Genomic DNA, 20,605 nt, shown 5'->3' with positions numbered 1-20,605 from the left:
GCGTCTTCCCTTCTCCCCTTGCGGGAGAAGGTGGCGCGAAGCACCGGATGAGGGGTTGCTCTCCGCAGACGCGGGGAGTTCGCCGATAGAACCCCTCACCCGTCTCAACGCTGCGCAGCGAGGCTAACGGCTTACCCGCCAGATCGTGCCGTTGCCGTCCTCCGACACCAGCAGCGCCCCATCCTTTGCCACGGCAACACCGACCGGCCGCCCCCATACCTCGGTATCGCTCACCACGAATCCCGTGACAAAATCCTCATACTCGCCGGTCGGCTTGCCGTCCTTCATCCGGATGCGGATCACCTTGTAGCCGGTGCGCTTCGACCGGTTCCAGGAGCCGTGCTCGGCCGCGAAAGCATCGCCCTGATACTCTGACGGAAACTGCGTGCCCTGATAGAAGGTCATGCCGAGCGAGGCCGAGTGCGGCTGCACCAGCACATCAGGCACCGTCACCTTGTCCTTGAGGTCCGGCCGCGCGCCGGCGTGGCGCGGGTCTTCGTTGCCGCCGATATAGAACCATGGCCAGCCATAGAACGCGCCTTCCTTCACGCTCGTCACATAGTCAGGCACGAGATCGTCGCCGAGCCCGTCGCGCTCGTTGGTCGAGCACCAGGGCAGCCCGGTCAGCGGCTGGATCGCAAGACCGACACAGTTGCGGATGCCGGTGGCGTAGATCTTCCGCTCCTTGCCCTCCGGGGTAAAGGCGAGCACCGTGGCGCGCTCGGTCTCACTCGCCCAGGCCGCACCGAGCGGCTGCGCTTTCGACCAGGTTTCCACTCCGCCCGGCGGCGTGCCCATGCCCTCGGCGACGTTGCTGAGCGAACCGACCGACACCAGCATGCGCCTGTTGTCGGGCGTGAAGACGACGTCGCGGGTGGAATGACCGCCGTCATGCGGCAGGCTCGCGACGATCGTCTCCGCCTTGCCACGCGCCTTGAGATCGCCGGCCTGATAGGGAAAGCGGACGACGCTGTCGGTGTTGGCGACGTAGACCCATTGCGGATTGTCGCCGTTCGGGAAGAAGGCGATGCCGAACGGCTGCCTCAGTCCGGCAGCGAAGACCTCGTTGGTCGCGGCCTTGCCGCCTTCGCCGGCGCGCAACACGCGGATGGTGCCCGCGCGCGTCTCCGCGGCGAAAACATCGCCGTTCGGCGCCACGCGCACGATGCGCGGAGCGCGCAGGCCCTCTGCGAACAGCTCGATCTTGAAGCCGGCCGGGACCTGAAGCGCCCCCTCCGGCGGACGCGGCACCACGCGCGACGAGCTCGCAACCGACCGCGTGGCCCCAGGCCTGACCAGATCCTGCGGCCGGATCAACCTGACCGTGCCAGGCTTGTCGGCCTGCCAATCGCCGTAGGCATCCTTGCCCTGCAGCACCGGCTCCGCCTGGGCGCAGTTCGCGACCGCGACCAGCCACCCCGCGGACATCGCCACGAACGAAATCCTGTTCCTCACGTCGTTTCCTCCCGGCCGTCACGTCTGGCGCATCAACGCCGATCGACACGCAAGCGTTCTGCGACAGGTCAAATGCCTGCCGAATCCCACGTCAGCTCATGCCCGCACGATGTGCATCAGCCGCAGCCCATCGTACTGGAAAATGCGGCTGATCGGTGCGACACATTATAGGGGCGTGGCCGCCGGTTGCGGTCATCAAGGCTGCGGCATTGGGGTCGCATCTGTTGGGGTGATCATGTGGGGATCCATCATATCGGAATGGGCGAGCCTGCTGCTCCGCTGGCTGCACGTGGTCGCCGCGATCGCCTGGATCGGCAGTTCCTTCTATTTCATCGCCCTCGACCTCAGCCTTAGGCCCCGGTCCGATCTGCCGGACGGCGTGCAAGGCGAGGCCTGGCAAGTCCATGGCGGCGGCTTCTACCGCATCATGAAATATCTGGTCGCGCCCGCCCAGATGCCGGACAAGCTGACCTGGTTCAAATGGGAGGCCTACACCACCTGGCTGTCCGGCTTCGCGCTGATGGTGGTGGTGTATTATCTCGAGGCCGATTTGTTTCTGGTCGACAGGTCGATCCTCGACCTCACACCATTCCAGGCCGGCCTGTTCAGCCTCTGCAGCCTCGCGCTCGCGTGGCTGCTCTATGAAGGCGCCTGCCGTACCGGGCTGGCGCAGCGCGATCTGCCCTTCGCGATCGGCGGCTATCTGTTCCTGGTCGCATTGACCTATGCTTTCACCCACGTGCTGAGCGGGCGCGGCGCCTTCAACCAGATCGGGGCGATCATCGGCACCATCATGGTCGCCAACGTCTTCACGCTGATCATCCCGAACCAGAAGAAGATCGTAGCCGCCCTTCTCGCAGGGCAGGCGCCCGATCCAAAGCTCGGCAAGTCAAGCAAGGAGCGCTCGGTTCACAACAACTATCTGACGCTGCCTGTCGTCGTGCTGATGATCAGCAACCACTATCCCCTGCTCTATGCCACCCGCTTCAACTGGATTATCGTCGCCATCATCCTGGCGCTCGGTCCCGTGATCCGTCATTTCTTCAACGAGGGTCATGCCGGACGCAGATCGCCGTGGTGGGTGTGGGGTGTCGCAGCGGTCGGCGTGATCGCGATCCTCTTCCTCTCGGCGGCCGGCCCGCGCGAGGTCAAGACAAGCGCGCTGTCGGCGCAGCCGACGCTTGCCAATGTCGAGGAGATCGTGATGTCCCGCTGCAGCATGTGCCACGCGACCGAGCCGGTCTGGGCCGGCATCGTGACCGCGCCGAAGGGCATATTGCTCGACGCGCCCGAGCACATCCATCGCAACATCCGCCTGATCGGCCGCGTCGCCGCCTGGTCCAATGCGATGCCGCCGGGCAACATCACCGAAATGACCAGCGAGGAGCGCGCCATCCTCGCCGCCTATATCGAGCAGGCGCGCTGACGCCATCGCGCGTCGATATCGCCTTTCGCGGAATGAAATTTCTGCATGTCCCGCCGATTTGAAAATGACTTGACCGCCTATCCGGCGTAGACAGGACCTGCGGCCGCCAGCGGCGGTGCAGTCAGTTTGCATGCGGGGAAAGAACAGTGGCTCTCAAGAACGTCATCGGTATCGACCACGCCGTCGTCATGGTTCAGGACCTCGACAAAGCCGCCGAGAACTACCGGCAGCTCGGCTTCACCATCTCGCCGCGCGGCACTCACAGCGCACATATGGGCACCGGCAACTACACCATCATGTTCGACCCGGATTATATGGAGCTGCTCGGCGTGCTCGCGGCGACCGAGCACAACGCGCCGGCGCGTGCCTTCCTCGACAAGCGCGGCGAAGGCATCGAGCGCATCGCCTTCACCGCGGTCGATTCCACCGCCGGCGCGGAGGAGATCCGCGCGCGCGGCCTGGAGCCGATCGGCCCGACCGATTTCGAACGGCCCGTGACGCTGCCTGACGGCACGGTCTCGGCGGCGAAATTCCGTACCTTCATGTGGCCGACCGCGGAAGCGCCCGGCGGCGTGCGCATTTTCGCCTGCCAGCACAAGACGCGCGACACCGTGTGGATTCCCGAGCTGATGAAGCACGCCAATGCGGCCAGGCGGATCAAGCAGACATTGATCGCGACGCCCGAGCCCGCGAAGGAAGCCGCGCATCTGGGACGACTGATCGACCGCGAGCCGAAGGCCGAGGCTGACGGCGCGGTGACCGCACCCTCCGGTGGCGATCGGGCCGACTTCGTCTACTTGACGCTGGAGCAGCTCGGCAAACGCTATCCCGGCGTGCCGCTCGCGGGTCTTTCCGAACGCGGTGGCGCTGCCCTGGTGCTTGTGAGCGGCGATCTCGCGGCCACCGAGAAGGCGCTTGGTTCGGCAGCCGTGCGCAGCGGGTCTGCGATCTGCGTGCCGCCGGCCAAGGCGAACGGCACCCTGCTCGCCTTTGTTGCCGGCTGATTTGAACTAATTCTTTAACAAGCGTTTTACCGGGCCGCCCTAGGCTTCCGGGCTACCCGCGCCTTCAGGGGCCAAGCGCATGTTTAAAGAGAAATCGCCGATCGCCTATGACGCGCCGGCCGAACTGAAAAAGTGGCCGTCGCTGAAAGGCGAGAGGCAGAAGGATCGAGGTCCGCCCTATCTCGTCTACAACGGCACACTCGCCGACTGCGTCCGCGAGCTCATGGGCAAGCCGATCAAGGGGATCTCGCTGTACGATATCATGACGAGGCCGCAAGCAGCGTTCGACCAGACCGTGCTATCGCCCGGCGATGCCGCCGAGATCGCGATGCGCAAGGATTTTCCTAAAGACTAGTTCGAGGCGCGCCTGCCGCCGGACTTCACCTGCTGCCTGGACGAGGAGTCCGTCGGCGCATCCAGGAAGACCACCGGCGTGCCGCGCTTGACGTGCTCGCCCAGCGCGCGCACGTCCCAATTGGTCAGCCTGACGCAGCCATGCGACGCGGACTTGCTGACCCTGTCAGGCTCCGCCGTTCCGTGGATGCCGTAACCCTGAGCGGACAAGCCGATCCAGTATGCTCCCACCGGATTGTTCGGGCCCGGCTGAACATCGAACGGCCTTTTCGATTTGACGCTTCTGAACTTGTAGTCGGGGTTGTAGTGATAGACCGGATTCTCGTGAGTGCTGGTGACCTTGAGCGTACCGCTCGGCGTCGGACGATCCGGACTTCCGATTGACGCGGGATAGAATGCGATCAGGGTGCCGCCCCCGTCGAATGCTTTCAGCGTGCCGTTCTTCTTGTCGATCTCGAGCCGCGCAACGGCTGGCAGCTCGCTTCGTGCAGAGACATTCGCAACGGTAATCGTCTCTCCAGCCTTGTCGAAGGACTTGCCGGGATTGAGCGTCCGAAGCAGGTCTCCGCTCATGTGGAATTTCTCGGCAAGCCCTTCGAGCGGACTGGTGTAGCTCAGCGCCTTCAGCTGCTTCATGTCATCGAGCTTGCCGGGCAGTTCCTTCAGAAACGGGCCCTTCACATCCGCGTCCGTGATCTTGTATTCGACGAGGACAGGGCCTTCGTTCGCTGCATTCAACTTATCCCAAAGCTCCGGTACGATCGTTTTGTCGGATGCAACGCCGTTCTGCTCAGCGAACGCCTTCAGCGCCTTGTGCGCGTTCTCGCCGAGCTTGCCGTCGATCTCCCCGGGCGAGAACCGCGCATGGTCGAGCAGAATCTGAAGCTTCACGATCGATGCGTTGAGCTTGTCGCTAGCAGGTTGCTTTGCGGGACGCGCAGCGTCGTTTACCGCTGCTGCATCGAGATTGCCCGCAAGCGCCGGAGAGATCACCGACAGCGAAATCACCGCGCCAAGCATCCACCGCATCATCTCGCTCGTCCCAATTCGCCATGCCCGCAAATCGCGGGGAAGAGAGTTTCCCGTCGGGAACACCGTAGTAACACCGGCGGAACCGACGAGACCGCAGCTTTGCCGTAATCCCTCGGTTAATAACTCCTTATTGCCGGCGCACCGCTGGCCGTTCACCCACAGTTCGAGGTTGCTCCAGCAAATGCGATTTGTCGTCGCGGCTTGCGCCGCGTTCATGCTTCTGATGTGCGACTTCGATCCGTCGGCGTCACGCCAAACATCAGCTTTCGATCACACCGTTCTTCAAAACACTCAGGCCTCGCCACTTGTTCCGGTGGTCGAGCTGTTCCTTGCAAGCGTGCAGGCCCTCGAGCTCGCCAATGCGCGTGCGGCCTATGAGGAGACACCAGAGCCGCAGCGAGCGGTCGAACCCGTCGCGCAGGCGCCGGTTTCGCCGACGGAGCGCTTCTGCCACGCGCTTCGTGGCGCTGCCGAAGCCAGCGGCATTCCCGTGCCGTTCTTCGCGCGTTTGATCTGGCAGGAGAGCCGCTTCAAGTCCAACGAGGTCAGCCAGGCCGGCGCGCAAGGCGTCGCACAGTTCATGCCGGAAACGGCAGCCGAGGTCGGGCTGGATGATCCGTTCGATGCGATGAAGGCGCTGCCGGCATCGGCCAAATTCCTGCGCAAGCTGCGCGACGATTTCGGCAATCTCGGACTTGCCGCAGCCGCCTACAACGCAGGTCCCGGCCGGATCCAGAAATGGCTTGCCAAAGAGAGCGAGCTGCCGCGTGAGACACGCGACTATGTCCGCATCATCACCGGCACCAGGGCTGAGGACTGGACCGAACGTGCGGAAGCCCTCGCGATCCGGATCGACCTGCCGCGCGAGGCGCCATGCGAAGGCATCGGCAGCCTGTCCAAGACCAAAGACGTCGCCTGGGTTCCGGTGAACCTGACGCCCTCGGTCACGACCATCATTCGCAAGGCAGAGCAACTGGCGGCGCGATTGACCGCCAGCCGCGCACGCAAGCGGCTCGCGTCCCTGATCCGAAAGAGCACCCCGGGCAAGGCACGCAGCATGATCGCCGCGCGCGCGGCGGGAAAGAGCGCGAAGGCCCGCGCCATCCGTTTTGCAGCGCGCGAACGATCTTCAGGCTGATGCGCAAATCCAGAAGCCGCTCGATGGAGCGGCTTCCGATGGTCCGTGGATTAGTCGATCTCCTCGATGATGCGGCGTTCGCCGGGCTCGACGACATAGGTCCGCGTATCGCGGTGAATGTAGCGGTACTCGCGCAGGTCGGGCGCGTCCCGGTAGACGGTGCTCGGGAATTCCTCGACCTCGACACTCTCGGGAACGCGGTCACCGACGTGAATCTCGGATCGCGCAGTGCTGCCGGTGGTCTGTCCTTCGCTCCGTCCCTCGGTGCGGGTCTTCGCATGCTTGCGGATCACTTCGCGGTCGCGATCCGAAAACTTGCTGGCGCTGCGCTCGCGCGTCGTCGTCGTTGTCGCCGTGGATTGTCCAGAGTACGGCAGCACCGTCACGATCTTGTATGTCGCCGGATCGACCACGACGATCTCATCCTTCACCAGCGCGAAGCTGTAGCCGCGATATTGCGGCACGATCTCGACCACATCGGGCGGCAGCGTCGATAGCTGGACATCGCGCGGCACCACCGTGCCGACGTTGAGCGAGAAATTGACGCTGGTCAGCGGCCGCACGTTGAGATGGGAGATGGACGCGCTGATCTTGGTCTCCTGCTGTTTGTTGAGGTTGACGTCAGTGCGGGCGGCGGCCTGTGAATTGGCACCGGTCCGCTGGTCTTGCGCCTGATTGCTGCTCGGCGTGTTTGGCGATTGCTGGGCCTGGTTGGTTCCAGATGCACTGGGCGCCTGCTGCGCCTGATTGGTAGTGTTCGCCGGAGGATTGGAGCGATCCTGTGTCTGGTTCGAGTTTGCCGCCGGCGGATTGGCGCTCTGCTGCGAGGCGGGCTGGTTGCCGGCCGTGTTCGAGTTTGCCGTACCGCTCGGCGGCCGGGAGGACGTGTCCGCGCTGTTGGTGGCGTTGGTCCCCGGGCCGGAATTGGCCGACCCGGAAGACGGAGTGGTCGCCTGGGTATTCTGTGTCGACGCTCCCGGCGTTGATGATTGCTGCGGTTGCGACGTGGACTGCTGCGTTTGTGCCGCGCCAGACGGCGACGTGTTGGACGGAGCTGTGGAATTGGACTGGGATTGCGGCGTCTGCTCGGATTTGGTGTTGGTGTTTGGCGATTGCGCAAAGGCGGCGTTCGCCAGCACCAGGCCTAAGGCGGTCGTTGCCAACAGGCGGATCATGGGTCACTCCCTTGTTCGGTTAAAGCGTTGGCTATTAACCTGCGCTAAAACCGTCTGTTCCACTTTTTCCCGAGCGAATGCGCCGCCTGCACGGAACCTGCGATGCCATCGAAAAGTGCCGGGATCGTTGCCTATCGGAAGCGCGGGGAGATCGAGGTCCTGCTCGTTCATCCCGGCGGGCCGTTCTGGCGCAACAAGGACCTCAGCGCCTGGTCGATCCCGAAGGGCGAGTATGCCGACGAAGAAGACGCAGAAACCACCGCGCGACGGGAGTTTGCCGAGGAGCTTGGACTTGAGCTGTCCACGCCGTTGACTTCGCTTGGCCAAGTCAAGCAGCGCGGCGGAAAGGTCGTCACCGCGTTCGCGGCCGAATTCGACTTCGACGTGCGCAGCATTCGCAGCAACACTTTCGAGATGGAATGGCCGCCACGCAGCGGCAAACGCCAGACCTTCCCTGAGGTCGACCGTGCAGAATGGTTCACGCTCGCAGAAGCGCACGAGAAGATCAACGCAGGACAACGCCCGCTGCTCGAGCGGCTGGATCAGGTGGCCGGCATCACGTCAAGCAGACGCGCTACTCCGCCTTGATGTTCGCCGCCGCCACCACTTCGGCGAGCTCCCTGGTCTCCTTGGCGATCTTCGCAGCATACTCAGCCGGACTGAGCACGCTGACCACGCCCTGCGTCTCCAGCCGCTCGCGTAACACCGGATCGTTGGCGGCGGCGATGATCTCCCGGTGCAGCATCTCGAGGGTCGGCGCGGGCGTTGCCTTCGGCATGAAGAAGCCGACCCAGAACGAGATGTCGAAACCGGGATAGCCGGCTTCAGCGACGGTCGGCACATCAGGCAGCGCCGGCAGCCGCTCGGCTGAGGACACCGCGAGCGCGCGCAGCTTGCCGGCCTTCACCAGCGGCACGGCGGACAAGGGATCGAACACCGCCAGGACCTCCTGCGCGAGGATGCCGACCTCGGACGCAGCACCACCGCGATAGGGCACGTGGATCATCTTGACGCCGGCCTTCTGGCCGAGCAACTCCATGGCGAGATGGGCGAGGTTGCCGTTGCCGCCCGAGCCGTAGGCAAGCGCGCCGGGCGCAGTCTTTGCCGCGGCGACGAGATCGGCGACGGTGTTGATGTTGGCCGTCTTGGGATTCTCCGGATTGACCACCAGCACGAGCGGCGCCGACACGACGGTGGTGAGCGGCGCGAAGTCCTTTTCCGGATCGTAGCGGATGTCCTTGAAGAGCGTTTTGTTGAGCGTGATCGTGGAGGAGTTGCAGGCCAGCATCGTGTAGCCGTCGCCTTCCGCATGCGCGACGCCTTCAGCCGCGATCATGCCGTTGGCGCCGGCGCGATTCTCGACCACGAAGGCTTGTCCGAGCTTGTTGCTCAATCGATCGGCGACGATGCGCGCGACGACGTCGACCGGGCCGCCCGCGCTGAAGCCGACCATGATCTTGACAGGCCGCGCCGGATATTTCTGCGCGAAGGCCTGCGTGGTCACGCACAATCCGGCGACGATCGCCAGCAGGCGAAGCGTTCGTTGCATTCGTTTTCTCCCCAGACGCTCGCGGCGCTTTGGCATGACGCAGCGCATTCGCACATCATGATGAGCGGGCGCGCCGGATTTCGCAATCGCGTTTGCGCGCCGGCATTCCGTCGCGCGGCAAGTCAGGGCCCCTCCGAAACAAAAAATGCGAAAACAACCCCATGCACAGTAGCCGGCAACTGCAAGAACAAGGACTTGCACGAACGCGGATTGGCACGAACGAGGATTGCGCGCTTCGTAATGCCGTTTGACTCGTCGGGCAAAACACTGGCAGAATGCCACCATCGCAACAATCGCCAGCGTCCACGCCGCCCGACCACGGGGGGCTCGCGGCGATTGCGCGTAAGCCCTTCATCGAAATCTCAAAAATCCCACAGGCGCGCAGCGAGCGATCGATTTCGCGCGCAATGAGCCCGCGCGAGCAAAGGACACAGCACATGACGACATCTGCGAAACACCACGGCACGCTGCCGGTTGCGGCAAACGATCGCAGCGGCCCCGACGCGAGCCCGCGGATCAAGCTCTACAAGCGGGGGATTGCGATCCTCCATGCCGACCCGCAAGCCGGCGAACGGCTGCTGGCCGAGGCGCTCGGCGCCGCCGACCGCGACGCGCTGCATGGCCTCCTCAAGCAATTGGTGAAGGCCAGCATGACTGGACGCAAGCCCGATGAAGCCAATCTCGCCTTCATGATCTCGCTGGTGAAGAGCATCGCGCCGAAGGACTCGATCGAGGCCATGCTCGCGGTGCAGATGGCGTCGGTTCACGCGGCAGCGATGCGCTCCGCCTGCCGCCTCGCCCTCACCGATGACATTCCGCAGCAGGAGAGCCTCACACGCGCGCTGACCCGGCTGGCCCGCACCTTCGCAAGCCAGATCGAGGCACTCAGCCGCCACCGCAACAACGGCGAGCGTGCGATCACGGTCCGGAACTTGTCGGTGCAGGATGGCGGCAGGGCGATCGTGGGCAACGTGACGCAACACGCGAGCCTGATCGTCGCGGAGCCGAACGTTGCGACAGCCGCAGGACTGGTCCCGCCGCGTGAGGCCGGCGCGTGCGAACAGGCCGAATCCAGGCAAGGCAGCAATGCATGAGCGGCGACCACATTCGCAACACGCGTGCGATGTGGACGAGCCCGCGCTGTGGCGCCGAAACGCGAAACGGCACCACCTGCCGCGCGCCGGCCGTGCACGGCAAGGTCCGCTGCCGCATGCACGGCGGCGCACGGAGAACAGGCGCGCCGAAGGGAAATCAGAATGCGCGAACGCATGGCGCATTCACGCGTGATGCGGTCGCTGAACGAACGCAGGACCAGGCCGTGCTGGATGATGCGTTGAAGCTCCTTGCGGAGCTGTCGCGAGTTGCCGAATAGACGTTGCGGGCGACCAACGTAGATCGCAATCGTTGTTGACGAACACGCTTGCAGAGACCCGCAACAGATGCCCTGCAGACTTCCACCGTGGGTCATTTCCTTAAGTCTGTAAGGGCTTTGGTCGGCTACGCCGTCATGAGCGACAAGCTCGGCGCCAGCCTGGAGGTCGGCTAAGGGCAGGCTAGGCCAAAGAAGCAGCTGCACTGACCTTTAGTTGAAGCGTTGTCGTATTTGAACCTTCGCTCGAACTTCCGGACTCACGTCAGTGGGGATGGGAATGAACTGTCCCATCACAGCATCGAGCGATCGTAGCTGTCGTCACTCGTCAGCGGCAGTTGCAACGGACTTGGTTTCCGGGTTGCCAGCCTAAGCCGCACCAAGCCAGCGGATCGGCGGGCGAATATCGCGGAGGCAAACAGATGTTTCCAGCGAAACTTGCGGCATCGTTGCTGGGGTCAGCGTTGCTACTGACGCCGGTCCTTGCGCGCGACGATGGCCGATACGACCATTCTCCGCTGAAGTCTTGGTTCGAAAGCTTGCAGAGCGAATTTGGAAAGTGCTGTACCGATGCCGACGGATACATAGTGTCCGATGCCGATTGGGAGTCCAGTCGGGGCCGTTACCGCGTCCTCATCGACGGCGAATGGGTGCTCGTACCTGACGGTGCGGTTGTCACAGAACCAAACCGCTTCGGCCGTACAATGGTCTGGAGGCATTACATAGACGGCCATCCGCGCGTCCGATGCTTCATGCCCGGAATCATGACTTGACTTCACTTTCAAGGTGCTCCGCTTCGGGTCATTCGCGTCGATCTGCCCGCGTATTCTCGATGTCCGCTATGGGCCTAGCTGCCGGCGTGCCGGACACTTAGCCTTCGGGCCACAAGCAGACATCAGCACCTGATCGATGGCCTCGCTAGCAGCAAGAACGACCCGAGCGCGTCGTTGACGATGTAAAGTGCATCCGCGCGACCGGCGACGGTGAAGCCCCGCTCGCCCGCGGGTGCGGCAACTCCTGCTAACCACTCAACGGACATTCACTGGCGCCTGCGCCCGCTCGGCGTCGGCGGTCGCGGTGCCCATGTATTTCGATTGGAAATGAGCAACCCGCTCGCGCCACATTCCGACGAACGCTTCCGACGTCAGCTTCTCCACGGATTTCCACGCCTCTTTGACGGCCGGAAGCGTATTGCCCCAGATCGCGCGCCTGCACCATTTTTCGCCCTTCTCCCGGCCTTCGCCAGTGGCGCACATCGATTTCCAGGCGATGCGATTGGGTTGGCTGAGGTGCTCCGCGGCGCCTTCCCAGCCCTGTTGATGGATCAGGTAGAGATCGTTCAAGTCCGGCTTTCTGTGCGTCACCCACTGGAATAGAATGCCTTCCGTGATGACCTTGTAGGCTGCCGCAACGGCATTATCGCGGGGATTAAGAATGTCTCCGGAGCCGAATTTTCCGAACTCGTATTTGCTCAGCTGGAACAGCCCGATATACGACCCGGTGCGCTGCTTGGGGTCGAAACCGGACTCGACCTTGGCCACGGCCTTCATGAAAGTGAAATCCAGACCGAAAGCGTCGGACGCGCGCTTGATCTCTTCCACCGGCGTCCCGACCGGGATGTCCTTGAACGAACGCAAGACGATCGCCGCCGGCTTCTCGGCAGGCGGCAGTTCGGACCAGACATAACAAATGAGATACCGGAAATCCCGCGGCCCCGTGCTGGAGGCACCGCCGGATGCACCGCACGTGGTCGGCGCCGGCTGGGCGACATCGTGGTGGCCCAAGTCCACCGAATCCTGCGCAGGCGGTAAATCGGCCGACAGCGTTTGCGACGGACCGGGCAACGCGGCCACGACGATCGATTCCGATTTATCCGAGGCCGCCGTCGTGTCGGTGGCCGTCCCCGCCGCGGGCTCCGCGGCTATCGCCACTTCGGCGCTAGCGACAGCGGCGTCCGCGGGTCCGGTGTTGCCCATTGCGATTGCCTGCGGTTCATCCGGGAGCCTCGCGGTGGCGGCGAGAGATGCTGCGCGGTCCTGGACTGTCACTGCGCGGGCGTTCTCGGAGCCGGCCGGACCGAAGCCGGCCAGCCAGCCAACGATCCACCCCGCGAGAACGACCGTTCCGCAAAACGTCGGCGCCACTATCGTAAGTCGCCGCGGGTTCATGATGCCGTCGCCCCCATAGGCTCCACCGGAGCCGTGTAGAAAAGCCAAGCATGCGAAGAGGCTCATTCTTGGGATCAATGTGGGTCGCGCAATGGCACAAACGGCCACTCGTCGATTTTTCTAAAACGTGTTGCCCCATTGCAACGCGTCGATCACAAGCAATCGCGCCCGTCTCCAGCGGCAACTCCCACGCTAATTGTGAGCTCGGTCCAATTTTCGACCCACTGCGACCGGATTTGGAGGAGAGGCTTGGTGCGCTGTCAGAATGACGCATCAGGCTTCGGCTTCGCGCATCGTCTCGAAACGATGGAACCGCGCCTATGGGACCGGGCGATGTTCGTTAAGGAATTACCAGCAATGCAGCGTGCGATATCAATCGCTGTATTCGCCATTTTCATGCTCCCTGCGGGGATCGCACACGCTCAATTTCTGTTTGGACCCCAACACACGTTCTGGCGAAGCCAATACGCTCCGTACAAAGACAAGCACCACCATCGGCAGACAAACTCTGAAACGGCGAAGAGCGTTCGGCCCGAGCCCCTTCCGAAGGGCCCGCTCCAGATCATCATCTCGATAGCAGACCAACGGGTCTCGCTTTTTGACAACGGGGCGCTGATTGCACGCTCTTCGGTGTCCACGGGAATGGAAGGGCATCCGACGCCCCTCGGCGTCTTCAGCGTCATCAGCAAACAACGATGGCACCGTTCAAATATTTATAGCGCCGCCCCCATGCCCTACATGCAACGCATCACCTGGTCAGGGATAGCGTTGCACGCCGGTGTCGTGCCTGGGCATCCAGCGTCACACGGCTGCATCCGTTTGAAAGATGATTTTGCCGTTCGACTCTGGCATCTCACGAAGCGCGGCACGCGCGTGATCATTGCGCATGGTGATGCCCAGCCGGTCGAGATAACCAATCCGCATCTTTTTCAACCGAAAGCCGCGTCCGGTTCGTCCGAATTCCAGAGTGCCACCGTCGCAACCAAGAGCATCGGTGCAGCCGCGGCAACGCAGGGATCAGTGGTGTCAAACGCCGAGACTCCAGAAGCCGCCAGTCTCCAGGAGCCGGGCTCGGCTCCCGCTGCAAGCGTGCCCAAAAAGATCGTCCCGATCTCCATCTTCGTCAGTCGCAAGTTGAGCAAGCTGTTCGTGCGTCAGGGCTTCACGCCGTTGTTTGATGTCCCGGTCAAGATCGACAATCCGGAGGAGCCGCTGGGAACGCACGTGTTTACCGCAATGGAATTCCAGAACGAGGGGACGGCTATTCGCTGGAGCGTCGTGTCGATTCCAGAGGAATTGCCCCGTATGTCCGAAGCTGCCACGAAACGGCGAGAAGCGCCCGCGAAGCAAACCGCGCCGGAACCATTACCCGACAAAGCCAACGCTGCGCTCAATCGTATCGAAATGCCCCAGGATACGGTTGAGAAGATTTCTGAACTCCTGACGCCGGCCTCTTCGTTGATTGTTTCCGACAACGGAATTAGCCAGGAGACAGGAAAAGACACGGATTTCATCGTGGTAACGCATTGACGCGGCGGCGCGACCCACCAACATACGATGTCGCTGCGCAACCCGCTGGAATTGTCCGACGACAACTTGATGTCCGCACCTGAGCCAAGCGGCGCGAGGTCCGCTAAGGGTCGCAAGCGGTCATGGACCGGCTGCGCGGGGCAGGTCAGCTATGGGCCAACAACGGACGCCCTGTGAGAAGCGGCCACTGGACTGCGTCTCAACCCTACCGTAGTTATTTCGCGCCGCTACGAGCCAGGCCCGATGCGCCGGCTGTGATCGACCGGGCGGCGATGGTCAGTGTATGAGGCCCAGAGCGCGCGCTTCCTCCTTCGCTTCGGTTTGCAGCCTCAGTCTGTCCGCGTCGCTTAGCGGATCTTTTGATGCAAAGAATTGCGGTTCTACTTTTCGTTCAGGTAACAGATAATCTGGCGTGTCCGAAATCGGGCTCAGAAACCTTGTTTTGAGAACCGCAGGAGCAACCGTGTCGAGTTGGTCCTCCGGTGCAACATCATCGGCTTCTGCTACTGCGGAAATGATCCTAACATCCTCATCAGCGTTCAAAGTGGCGACGTTAGACTTATGAAAGAAAAATCCACGCCAAGTGGCAGGCTTATCCGCATCATTGATTAGAAATCCGTCAAAGGGGCCACCAGCATTGTAGGTGTATGATCGACGGATACCAACACACTTCGCAGCGATATTGACCTTTCGATGTACCCGCATCGCCTCACGATAGCCAACGCCATCACCGTCTCTATCTATGGTGCCGAAAGTGGAGAAAGCAGTGTTACAAATCCACGTCGTTAGCAAAATGAGGCGATTGTCCGCCAGTCGAAACGAAAGCGCCGTTCCACGTAGCTGTGGGCACCCCCGACCATTGATCCCCCCAACCCAATGGGCCGGCCGGGTCAGCTGATTGACAGCCTCGGAAGTGTATTGCTTCCCCCCGATTTCAAGAGTGACAGTTAAGCGATACGCAAGGTTGTAGGTACAAAGCGGATTGAATGTGTTCGGCGGGCTGCGCTCATAAAAAATGACGGCTGCTGCACAAGCTGCCACACTCCCGCCCATCCAAATAAGCAATTTCTTCCCGTTCATACGCCGCGTCCCGAAAACACCTGTCTTTCAGAAATTTGTTGCCGTTGGGTTCACAGCAATGTCGGGGACTGGTTGCGTCAACCTCTAAGACGCCGGATGCTCAATTTAGAATGAACCAAGGCGGAACTTCCGCTCAGGGTCACAAGCGGCCCTCGACCGGCTGCGGACAGCAAGTCAGCTACGGGCCAATAGACGACATTCGACTAAGGGACAGCGGCTCAGTCTTCTGCCCTGTAACCCCTTGGAGTGCCGTCACCATGTACCGGTTGGAGTTCGCCTTCCTTGAATGAAGCGTGATGCCGTTTCCCGGCCTCAATCCAAGCGCAACGGATCGTCGGCTCGATAGAGGAACGGAAAACCTCCTGGTCTACAACCATGATGGGGCCACCGCTTTTGTGGCGGACGAAATCGCCGAGCTTGAACACGCGGGTATGCTCCCTCGAAACCCGAGTTGAGCATGATACCTCATGACGCGGACGTAACAACCAACCGTAGCAACACGACGTCCGCCTTGGGTCATAAACGGCGGTCGATGCAGGTCCAGCTCGGCGTCCAGTTTACCAGCGACGGCGGACGTCGCGGCGGTTGAGGCGCTCTTTGGCTTGGGGCCAGAAGCAGCCGTACGTTCGGAATGCCCCGTCACTCACTGGTCTCGTTCTGTTTTCGGATCAGGGACATGTCCGAGACGCGGGTAGTGATAGGCAGTCCATGCTGTCTAAGAACACTCCATCCGGCCCATAGCCCGATGAGGCCAAAAAGGCTGGCCGCCGGAAGAACCCAGGTCATTTGTCTGGCGCCCAGCGTAGCGGCTATCGTCGCGCAGAATACGGCGACCAAGACCGCAGGAAGGACATATGGCCAGGTTCCTACGACACGGTCCAACCCTCTTCGGCCGATGAGCAATACTGCAATCACCCCTAAGCAACTCATGCCTAAAAGGAGAACATTCCCGCCAATATCGAGCACAAGGCTTACCCTGTGCTGTGGCATGGAGCGGCCCCCCAGCACGTGTTCGTAAAGACGAACGCCCGAAGCATAGGCCATAAGAAGACAGAACAACCCGAATACGAAGCCGATCGTCTTGAGGAGAGGCCTTGCCGCTTGTACTTCCATGCCGGGCAGCTTCACCTGTGCTCAACGCTCTATGAGGCGTTCAACCGAAGATCAGTTTGGTAGAGCGCACCGGTGAAATTTCCGCTCATGTCTTTGGTTAAGCTCAGGTTGCCGCAATCGCGTAAAGGCGTCGAAGAACGACGACTTACGGTCGCAGATCACCAACACCATCTCACTTCCGCAATGGATCACAAGCTGAACTCATGCATTGAAAGTCGCTTGGTGTCGAAAAGCGGACGTCGGCTGGTCGAGCCTGCGACTATGATTAGGGACAGGATTTGAACTACGACCTCATGATCATGAGCCTAACAGAGCGCGGCCGACCTAAGCCCGGTCGACCGCTGCATGCCCGGCTAACACCGCACCACGCGAGGCCGGCCAGCGCCGCACCCGGCGCCGGCCGTCTTCCGCCTGCTACTGCGAGCGGTCCGAGGTCCAGCCCTTGTACTCGCCGACATTGTCGCGCGTCACGAGTTTCGACGGCAGCAGCTCGACTGTGGACGCCGGCTTCTGGCCGTTGAGAATGTTGACGCCGACCTGCACGGCGCGGCGGGCCATGAAGAACGGGTCCTGCGAGGCGGAGGCCTGGATCTGCGTCGCCTGCGGGTCCTTGAGCGCTGCTTCGATATCGGGTGCGCCGTCGACCGCGGTGATGACGATGCCGGTGCGCTGCTGCTGGCGCGCCGCAAGGTCGGTGCCGATCGCCTGCGGATCGTTGATGGCGAAGATGGCGTCGATCTTGGCGAAGCGGGTCAGATAGCCCTGCGCCACCGTGAGGCCGCCTTCGCGCGAGCCCTTGCCGTCCTGGTCGTTGGACAGGACCTTGATGCCGGGATTCTTGCCGAGCACGTTCTTGCAGCCGACGACGCGGTCGATCACCGCGGAAACTTGCGGGCCGTTCTCGATGATGACGTCGCCCTTGCCCCCGAGCTTGTCGACGATGTACTGGCAGGAGATCTCGCCGGCCTGGACGTTGTTGGTGGTCACCGTGGCGTCGGCGCCTTCGGCCGCGGTGTCGACGGCGACGACGACGATGCCGGCGGCCTGCGCCTTCTTGATCGCCGGGCCGACCGCCTTGGGATCGCCGGGATTGAGCAGGATCAGGTCGACGCCCGCGGCAATGAAATTGTCGATCTGGGTGACCTGCTTGCCGAGATCATATTCGAAGCCGACGGTGGTGATCTTCACGTTGGGGTTGGTCTTCTTGGCCTCGAACTCGGCGCCCTTCGACAACGCGACGAAGAACGGATTGCCGAGCGAACCCAGCGAAACGCCGATCGACTTGAGCTCCTTGGCGCCGGACGGCGCGGAGCTCAGGACGAGCGCCATCGCGGCGCCGGCAAACGAGATCGACTTCAACATTGGCTTCCTCCCTGGTCTGTTTGAAGCTCCGGCACGGCGACCAGTTGCCGTGACGGAATGAACATGAGGGCGCAGCGCCCGCTGCATTTCTTGCTCTCAAGTGCGGGCCGAGCCCTGCAGCCGATAGCGGTCCAGTGCGACCGCGCCGATGATCACCAGACCCTTGATCACATATTGCCAGACGTCGGACACGCCGATCAGGATCAGGCCGTTCGACAACACCGCAATGATCAGCGCGCCGACCAGCGTTCCCCAGATCGAGCCGATGCCGCCGACGAAGGATGTGCCCCCCAGGATCACGGCGGTGATGGCGTCGAGCTCGTAGGATTGGCCGAGTTGCAGGCCATTGGCGGCATAGAGCCGCGCCGCCTGCATCGCGCCGCCGAGACCGGCGAGCAGGCCCGACACGCCGTAGACGAAGATCAGCACGGCCCAGACCTTGATGCCGGCGAGTCGCGCGGCGCTCTCGTTGCCACCGACCGCGTAGATGTGCACCCCGAGCACGGTGCGCTTGAGCACCAGCCACGACACCAGGATGACCAGCAACGCAATCACCCAGAGCCAGGGAATCGACAACACGCCGGGAATGAGGGTCAAGGCGCCGTTGCCGATGAAGGCATAGGGGATCGACGGATTGAACACGGTGGTGTCGGCGCCGAGCAGCCGCGCCGCGCCGCGCACGGCGGTCAATGATCCCAGCGTGACGATGAAGGGCGGCAGGCGCAACAGCGCGATCAAGCCGCCATTGAGAACGCCGAAGACCGCACCGGTGAGCACCGCGGCCGGCAACCACAGCACCCCGAGATCGGGGAATTTGGAGATGATCAGCCCGGCCATCGCCGATGCCGCCAGGATGGAGCCGACCGAGAGGTCGATGCCGCCGGTGAGGATGACGAAGGTCATGCCTGCGGCCAGGACGGTATTGACCGCGGATTGCTGCACCACGATGCCGATGTTCTGGCCGGTGAAGAAGCGGCCGTCCGACAGCACGTGAAAGCCGATGCACAGCAACAGCAGCACCGGCAGCATGCCGACCGCGCGAATGATCATCCGCGTCCGCTGCCGCTTCGTCTCCTGCGCGGCGGCAAGACCGGACGCCACGGGGGCCGCTTTCGCGGAAGCGCCGTTCTCAGGCATCGAGCTGCTCCGTTCCAGTGGCGAGGGCCATGATCTCCTCCTGACTGAGCGGCGATGTCGCGTCGCGCCGGATCTGCCCGGCGATATGTCCCGCGCGCATCACGATGACGCGGTCGCAGATGCCGATGATCTCGGGCAGGTCGGACGAAATGACGAGAACCGCGGTGCCCGACTTCGCGAGATTGTCGATGATCGAATAGATCTCGGACTTGGCCCCGACGTCGACGCCGCGCGTCGGCTCGTCGAGGATCAGGATCTTCGGGCCGATCGCGAGCAGCCGCGACAGCAGCACTTTCTGCTGGTTGCCGCCGGAGAGCCCGCCGGCGGGAACACCGACATTCGCAGCACGGATGCCGAGCCCCGCGAACGCGCGCTTGGCGCGGTCACGGGCCTTGTCGCGGTCGAGGATGCCGCCGAATTTCGCGTCGCGGCCCAGCACCGCGAGATTGATGTTGTCGAGACAGGACATGTCGAGGAACAGGCCGAGCGCCTTCCTGTCCTCGGTGAGATAGGCAATGCCGGCGTCCAGCGCCTCGCCCGGCGTGCGGATGGAGACCGCCCGCCCCTCGATCTCGACATGGCCCGACACCATCGGCGCGGCGCCGATGATGAGGTGCGCAAGCTCGGTGCGGCCGGCGCCGACCAGGCCGGCAAGGCCGACGACCTCGCCCGCATGCACCGCCAGTGAACATCCCTTGACGCGCCTGCCGTCGGCGATGTCGACGGCCGCAAGCACGGGAGCTCCCGACCACGCGTTGGGATCGTTCCTGGGATCATGCTCCTTCTTGTAGAAGGAGGAGACGTCGCGTCCCACCATCATCCGGACGATGGTGTCGGCGCGGATGTCGCCCTTGTCGAGCGAACCGACCAGCGTGCCATCGCGCAGCACCGTGACGCGATCGCCGAGCGCATAGACCTCGTCCATGCGATGCGAGATGTAGATGATGGCGAGACCTTCGGCGCGCAGCTGGCGGATCAGCGCGAACAGCCTTTCGCTCTCACCGGCCGACAGCGCGGTGGTCGGCTCGTCCATGATCAGGATCCTGGAGCGGGCGTGCAGCGCGCGCGCGATCTCGACCAATTGGCGCTGTCCCATCGAAAGATTGGCGACCAGCGTCTGCGGCGTGAAATCCGCGCCGAGTCGCGCCAGGATCGGACCGACGCCGGCCTGCATCGCCTCGCGCGCCAGCAAGCCGCCGCGGGAGACCTCGCGACCGAGATAGATATTCTCCGCAACGCTCAGATTGGGGGCGAGCGAGAGTTCCTGATAGATGATCGCGATGCCGGCCGCGCGGCCGCCGAGCGGGCCGCTGATCTGCACGGGCTGGCCGTCGATGCGGATTTCGCTGCCCGGGTCCGGCCGGTAGGCGCCCGACAGGATCTTCATCAGGGTGGATTTGCCGGCGCCGTTCTCGCCCATCAAGGCGTGGATCTCGCCCGCGTAGACGGTGAGGTCGACATCGCGCAGCGCTTTGATGCTGAAGAACGATTTAGAGACCCGGCGCATCTCGAGGATGGGCTCGCTCATCACACCTCCCCGATGCGCCGACGGCGGCATCGCAATCTCACCCGCGTCTCGTTGGTCCCCGGCGCGGGTGCGAGCATTAAACAAAAGGTTGTGGCGCAGGGCAATACCTCCCGCACGCCGACCAACGGTCCGGCGCTGCTTTTATCTTTTGCAGACGGAACCGATCTCGCGCGTGATGCCTTTTC

Annotated in this window: 18 protein-coding genes; 9 read left to right on the top strand and 9 right to left on the bottom strand. The window is 62.8% G+C overall.

All coding sequences use genetic code 11. The features are described from left to right. Positions 1-123: 123 nt before the first annotated feature. Entirely contained in the window at positions 124-1,455 is a 1,332-nt protein-coding gene (locus tag IVB45_RS10185) for a sorbosone dehydrogenase family protein (RefSeq protein WP_247360090.1), read from the bottom strand. Positions 1,456-1,690: 235 nt separating this feature from the next. Here IVB45_RS10185 and IVB45_RS10180 point away from each other — a divergent pair, with 235 nt between their 5' ends. The 3 genes from IVB45_RS10180 to IVB45_RS10170 all read left to right on the top strand — a co-directional run bounded on the left by IVB45_RS10180 (position 1,691) and on the right by IVB45_RS10170 (position 4,240). Further along, the gene (locus tag IVB45_RS10180; RefSeq protein WP_247360091.1) at positions 1,691-2,881 is read left to right on the top strand and encodes a urate hydroxylase PuuD; all 1,191 of its coding nucleotides are present in this window, start codon (positions 1,691-1,693) and stop codon (positions 2,879-2,881) included. 146 nt (positions 2,882-3,027) lie between these two features. Continuing rightward, positions 3,028-3,885: a VOC family protein gene (locus tag IVB45_RS10175; RefSeq protein WP_247360092.1), complete on the top strand. Its 858-nt coding sequence runs from the start codon at positions 3,028-3,030 to the stop codon at positions 3,883-3,885. Between the two features lie 79 nt (positions 3,886-3,964). After that, entirely contained in the window at positions 3,965-4,240 is a 276-nt protein-coding gene (locus IVB45_RS10170; protein ID WP_027516602.1) for a hypothetical protein, read from the top strand. On the opposite strand, the gene IVB45_RS10165 is transcribed toward IVB45_RS10170, so the two are convergent. Then, entirely contained in the window at positions 4,237-5,271 is a 1,035-nt protein-coding gene (locus tag IVB45_RS10165) for a L,D-transpeptidase (protein ID WP_247360093.1), read from the bottom strand. The genes IVB45_RS10170 and IVB45_RS10165 overlap by 4 nt on opposite strands. A gap of 181 nt (positions 5,272-5,452) precedes the next feature. On the opposite strand from IVB45_RS10165, the gene IVB45_RS10160 reads away from it, so the two are divergent. After that, complete coding sequence (locus tag IVB45_RS10160; RefSeq protein ID WP_247360095.1) at positions 5,453-6,409, top strand: lytic transglycosylase domain-containing protein; 957 nt, start codon at positions 5,453-5,455, stop codon at positions 6,407-6,409. Between the two features lie 50 nt (positions 6,410-6,459). Here the strand turns inward: IVB45_RS10160 and IVB45_RS10155 are convergent, their stop codons facing one another. Beyond that, entirely contained in the window at positions 6,460-7,584 is a 1,125-nt protein-coding gene (locus tag IVB45_RS10155; RefSeq protein ID WP_247360097.1) for a DUF1236 domain-containing protein, read from the bottom strand. Positions 7,585-7,686: 102 nt separating this feature from the next. Between IVB45_RS10155 and IVB45_RS10150 the strand changes: the two genes are divergently transcribed. Next, entirely contained in the window at positions 7,687-8,172 is a 486-nt protein-coding gene (locus tag IVB45_RS10150) for an NUDIX domain-containing protein (RefSeq protein WP_247360099.1), read from the top strand. Here IVB45_RS10150 and IVB45_RS10145 read toward each other — a convergent pair. Beyond that, positions 8,159-9,133, bottom strand: coding sequence for a tripartite tricarboxylate transporter substrate binding protein (locus tag IVB45_RS10145; RefSeq protein ID WP_247360101.1), 975 nt, complete (start codon positions 9,131-9,133; stop codon positions 8,159-8,161). The genes IVB45_RS10150 and IVB45_RS10145 overlap by 14 nt on opposite strands. A 437-nt stretch (positions 9,134-9,570) precedes the next feature. Between IVB45_RS10145 and IVB45_RS10140 the strand changes: the two genes are divergently transcribed. From IVB45_RS10140 to IVB45_RS10130, 3 genes are all read left to right on the top strand, one after another. Then, positions 9,571-10,227: a hypothetical protein gene (locus IVB45_RS10140; RefSeq protein WP_247360102.1), complete on the top strand. Its 657-nt coding sequence runs from the start codon at positions 9,571-9,573 to the stop codon at positions 10,225-10,227. Further along, positions 10,224-10,505, top strand: a complete 282-nt coding sequence (locus tag IVB45_RS10135; protein ID WP_247360104.1) for an HGGxSTG domain-containing protein — start codon at positions 10,224-10,226, stop codon at positions 10,503-10,505. Before IVB45_RS10140 ends, IVB45_RS10135 begins: the two co-directional genes overlap by 4 nt. A gap of 419 nt (positions 10,506-10,924) precedes the next feature. Next, on the top strand, positions 10,925-11,275 hold the full coding sequence (locus tag IVB45_RS10130) for a hypothetical protein (protein WP_081747933.1): 351 nt from the start codon (positions 10,925-10,927) through the stop codon (positions 11,273-11,275). Positions 11,276-11,530: 255 nt separating this feature from the next. Here the strand turns inward: IVB45_RS10130 and IVB45_RS10125 are convergent, their stop codons facing one another. After that, entirely contained in the window at positions 11,531-12,478 is a 948-nt protein-coding gene (locus tag IVB45_RS10125) for a transglycosylase SLT domain-containing protein (RefSeq protein WP_247360105.1), read from the bottom strand. 444 nt (positions 12,479-12,922) lie between these two features. Here IVB45_RS10125 and IVB45_RS10120 point away from each other — a divergent pair, with 444 nt between their 5' ends. Beyond that, positions 12,923-14,200: a L,D-transpeptidase gene (locus IVB45_RS10120; protein WP_247360107.1), complete on the top strand. Its 1,278-nt coding sequence runs from the start codon at positions 12,923-12,925 to the stop codon at positions 14,198-14,200. A 276-nt stretch (positions 14,201-14,476) separates the two neighbouring features. Here IVB45_RS10120 and IVB45_RS10115 read toward each other — a convergent pair whose 3' ends face one another. The 4 genes from IVB45_RS10115 to IVB45_RS10100 form a co-directional block, all read right to left on the bottom strand. After that, positions 14,477-15,280 (bottom strand): hypothetical protein, encoded by an 804-nt coding sequence (locus IVB45_RS10115; RefSeq protein ID WP_247360108.1) that lies wholly within the window; start codon positions 15,278-15,280, stop codon positions 14,477-14,479. A gap of 1,527 nt (positions 15,281-16,807) precedes the next feature. Further along, positions 16,808-17,755, bottom strand: coding sequence for an ABC transporter substrate-binding protein (locus tag IVB45_RS10110; protein WP_247360109.1), 948 nt, complete (start codon positions 17,753-17,755; stop codon positions 16,808-16,810). 96 nt (positions 17,756-17,851) lie between these two features. Further along, on the bottom strand, positions 17,852-18,892 hold the full coding sequence (locus tag IVB45_RS10105; protein ID WP_247360110.1) for a ribose ABC transporter permease: 1,041 nt from the start codon (positions 18,890-18,892) through the stop codon (positions 17,852-17,854). Continuing rightward, positions 18,885-20,420 (bottom strand): sugar ABC transporter ATP-binding protein, encoded by a 1,536-nt coding sequence (locus IVB45_RS10100; RefSeq protein ID WP_247360112.1) that lies wholly within the window; start codon positions 20,418-20,420, stop codon positions 18,885-18,887. Before IVB45_RS10100 ends, IVB45_RS10105 begins: the two co-directional genes overlap by 8 nt. Positions 20,421-20,605: the final 185 nt, after the last annotated feature.

This window comes from Bradyrhizobium sp. 4 (genome assembly GCF_023100905.1).
Lineage (GTDB): Bacteria > Pseudomonadota > Alphaproteobacteria > Rhizobiales > Xanthobacteraceae > Bradyrhizobium.
The sequence above is the reverse complement of the archived record's forward strand: the minus strand, read 5'-3'. Positions and strand labels throughout refer to the sequence as shown.

What these genes read in the sequence shown, in the direction of transcription:
- IVB45_RS10180 (WP_247360091.1), top strand. Translation starts at nt 1,691, where the DNA reads ATGTGGGGATCCATCATATCGGAATGGGCGAGCCTGCTGCTCCGCTGG.
- IVB45_RS10170 (WP_027516602.1), top strand. Translation starts at nt 3,965, where the DNA reads ATGTTTAAAGAGAAATCGCCGATCGCCTATGACGCGCCGGCCGAACTG.
- IVB45_RS10165 (WP_247360093.1), bottom strand. Translation starts at nt 5,271, where the DNA reads ATGATGCGGTGGATGCTTGGCGCGGTGATTTCGCTGTCGGTGATCTCT.
- IVB45_RS10160 (WP_247360095.1), top strand. Translation starts at nt 5,453, where the DNA reads ATGCGATTTGTCGTCGCGGCTTGCGCCGCGTTCATGCTTCTGATGTGC.
- IVB45_RS10155 (WP_247360097.1), bottom strand. Translation starts at nt 7,584, where the DNA reads ATGATCCGCCTGTTGGCAACGACCGCCTTAGGCCTGGTGCTGGCGAAC.
- IVB45_RS10150 (WP_247360099.1), top strand. Translation starts at nt 7,687, where the DNA reads ATGCCATCGAAAAGTGCCGGGATCGTTGCCTATCGGAAGCGCGGGGAG.
- IVB45_RS10145 (WP_247360101.1), bottom strand. Translation starts at nt 9,133, where the DNA reads ATGCAACGAACGCTTCGCCTGCTGGCGATCGTCGCCGGATTGTGCGTG.
- IVB45_RS10140 (WP_247360102.1), top strand. Translation starts at nt 9,571, where the DNA reads ATGACGACATCTGCGAAACACCACGGCACGCTGCCGGTTGCGGCAAAC.
- IVB45_RS10135 (WP_247360104.1), top strand. Translation starts at nt 10,224, where the DNA reads ATGAGCGGCGACCACATTCGCAACACGCGTGCGATGTGGACGAGCCCG.
- IVB45_RS10130 (WP_081747933.1), top strand. Translation starts at nt 10,925, where the DNA reads ATGTTTCCAGCGAAACTTGCGGCATCGTTGCTGGGGTCAGCGTTGCTA.
- IVB45_RS10125 (WP_247360105.1), bottom strand. Translation starts at nt 12,478, where the DNA reads ATGGGCAACACCGGACCCGCGGACGCCGCTGTCGCTAGCGCCGAAGTG.
- IVB45_RS10115 (WP_247360108.1), bottom strand. Translation starts at nt 15,280, where the DNA reads ATGAACGGGAAGAAATTGCTTATTTGGATGGGCGGGAGTGTGGCAGCT.
- IVB45_RS10110 (WP_247360109.1), bottom strand. Translation starts at nt 17,755, where the DNA reads ATGTTGAAGTCGATCTCGTTTGCCGGCGCCGCGATGGCGCTCGTCCTG.
- IVB45_RS10105 (WP_247360110.1), bottom strand. Translation starts at nt 18,892, where the DNA reads ATGCCTGAGAACGGCGCTTCCGCGAAAGCGGCCCCCGTGGCGTCCGGT.
- IVB45_RS10100 (WP_247360112.1), bottom strand. Translation starts at nt 20,420, where the DNA reads ATGAGCGAGCCCATCCTCGAGATGCGCCGGGTCTCTAAATCGTTCTTC.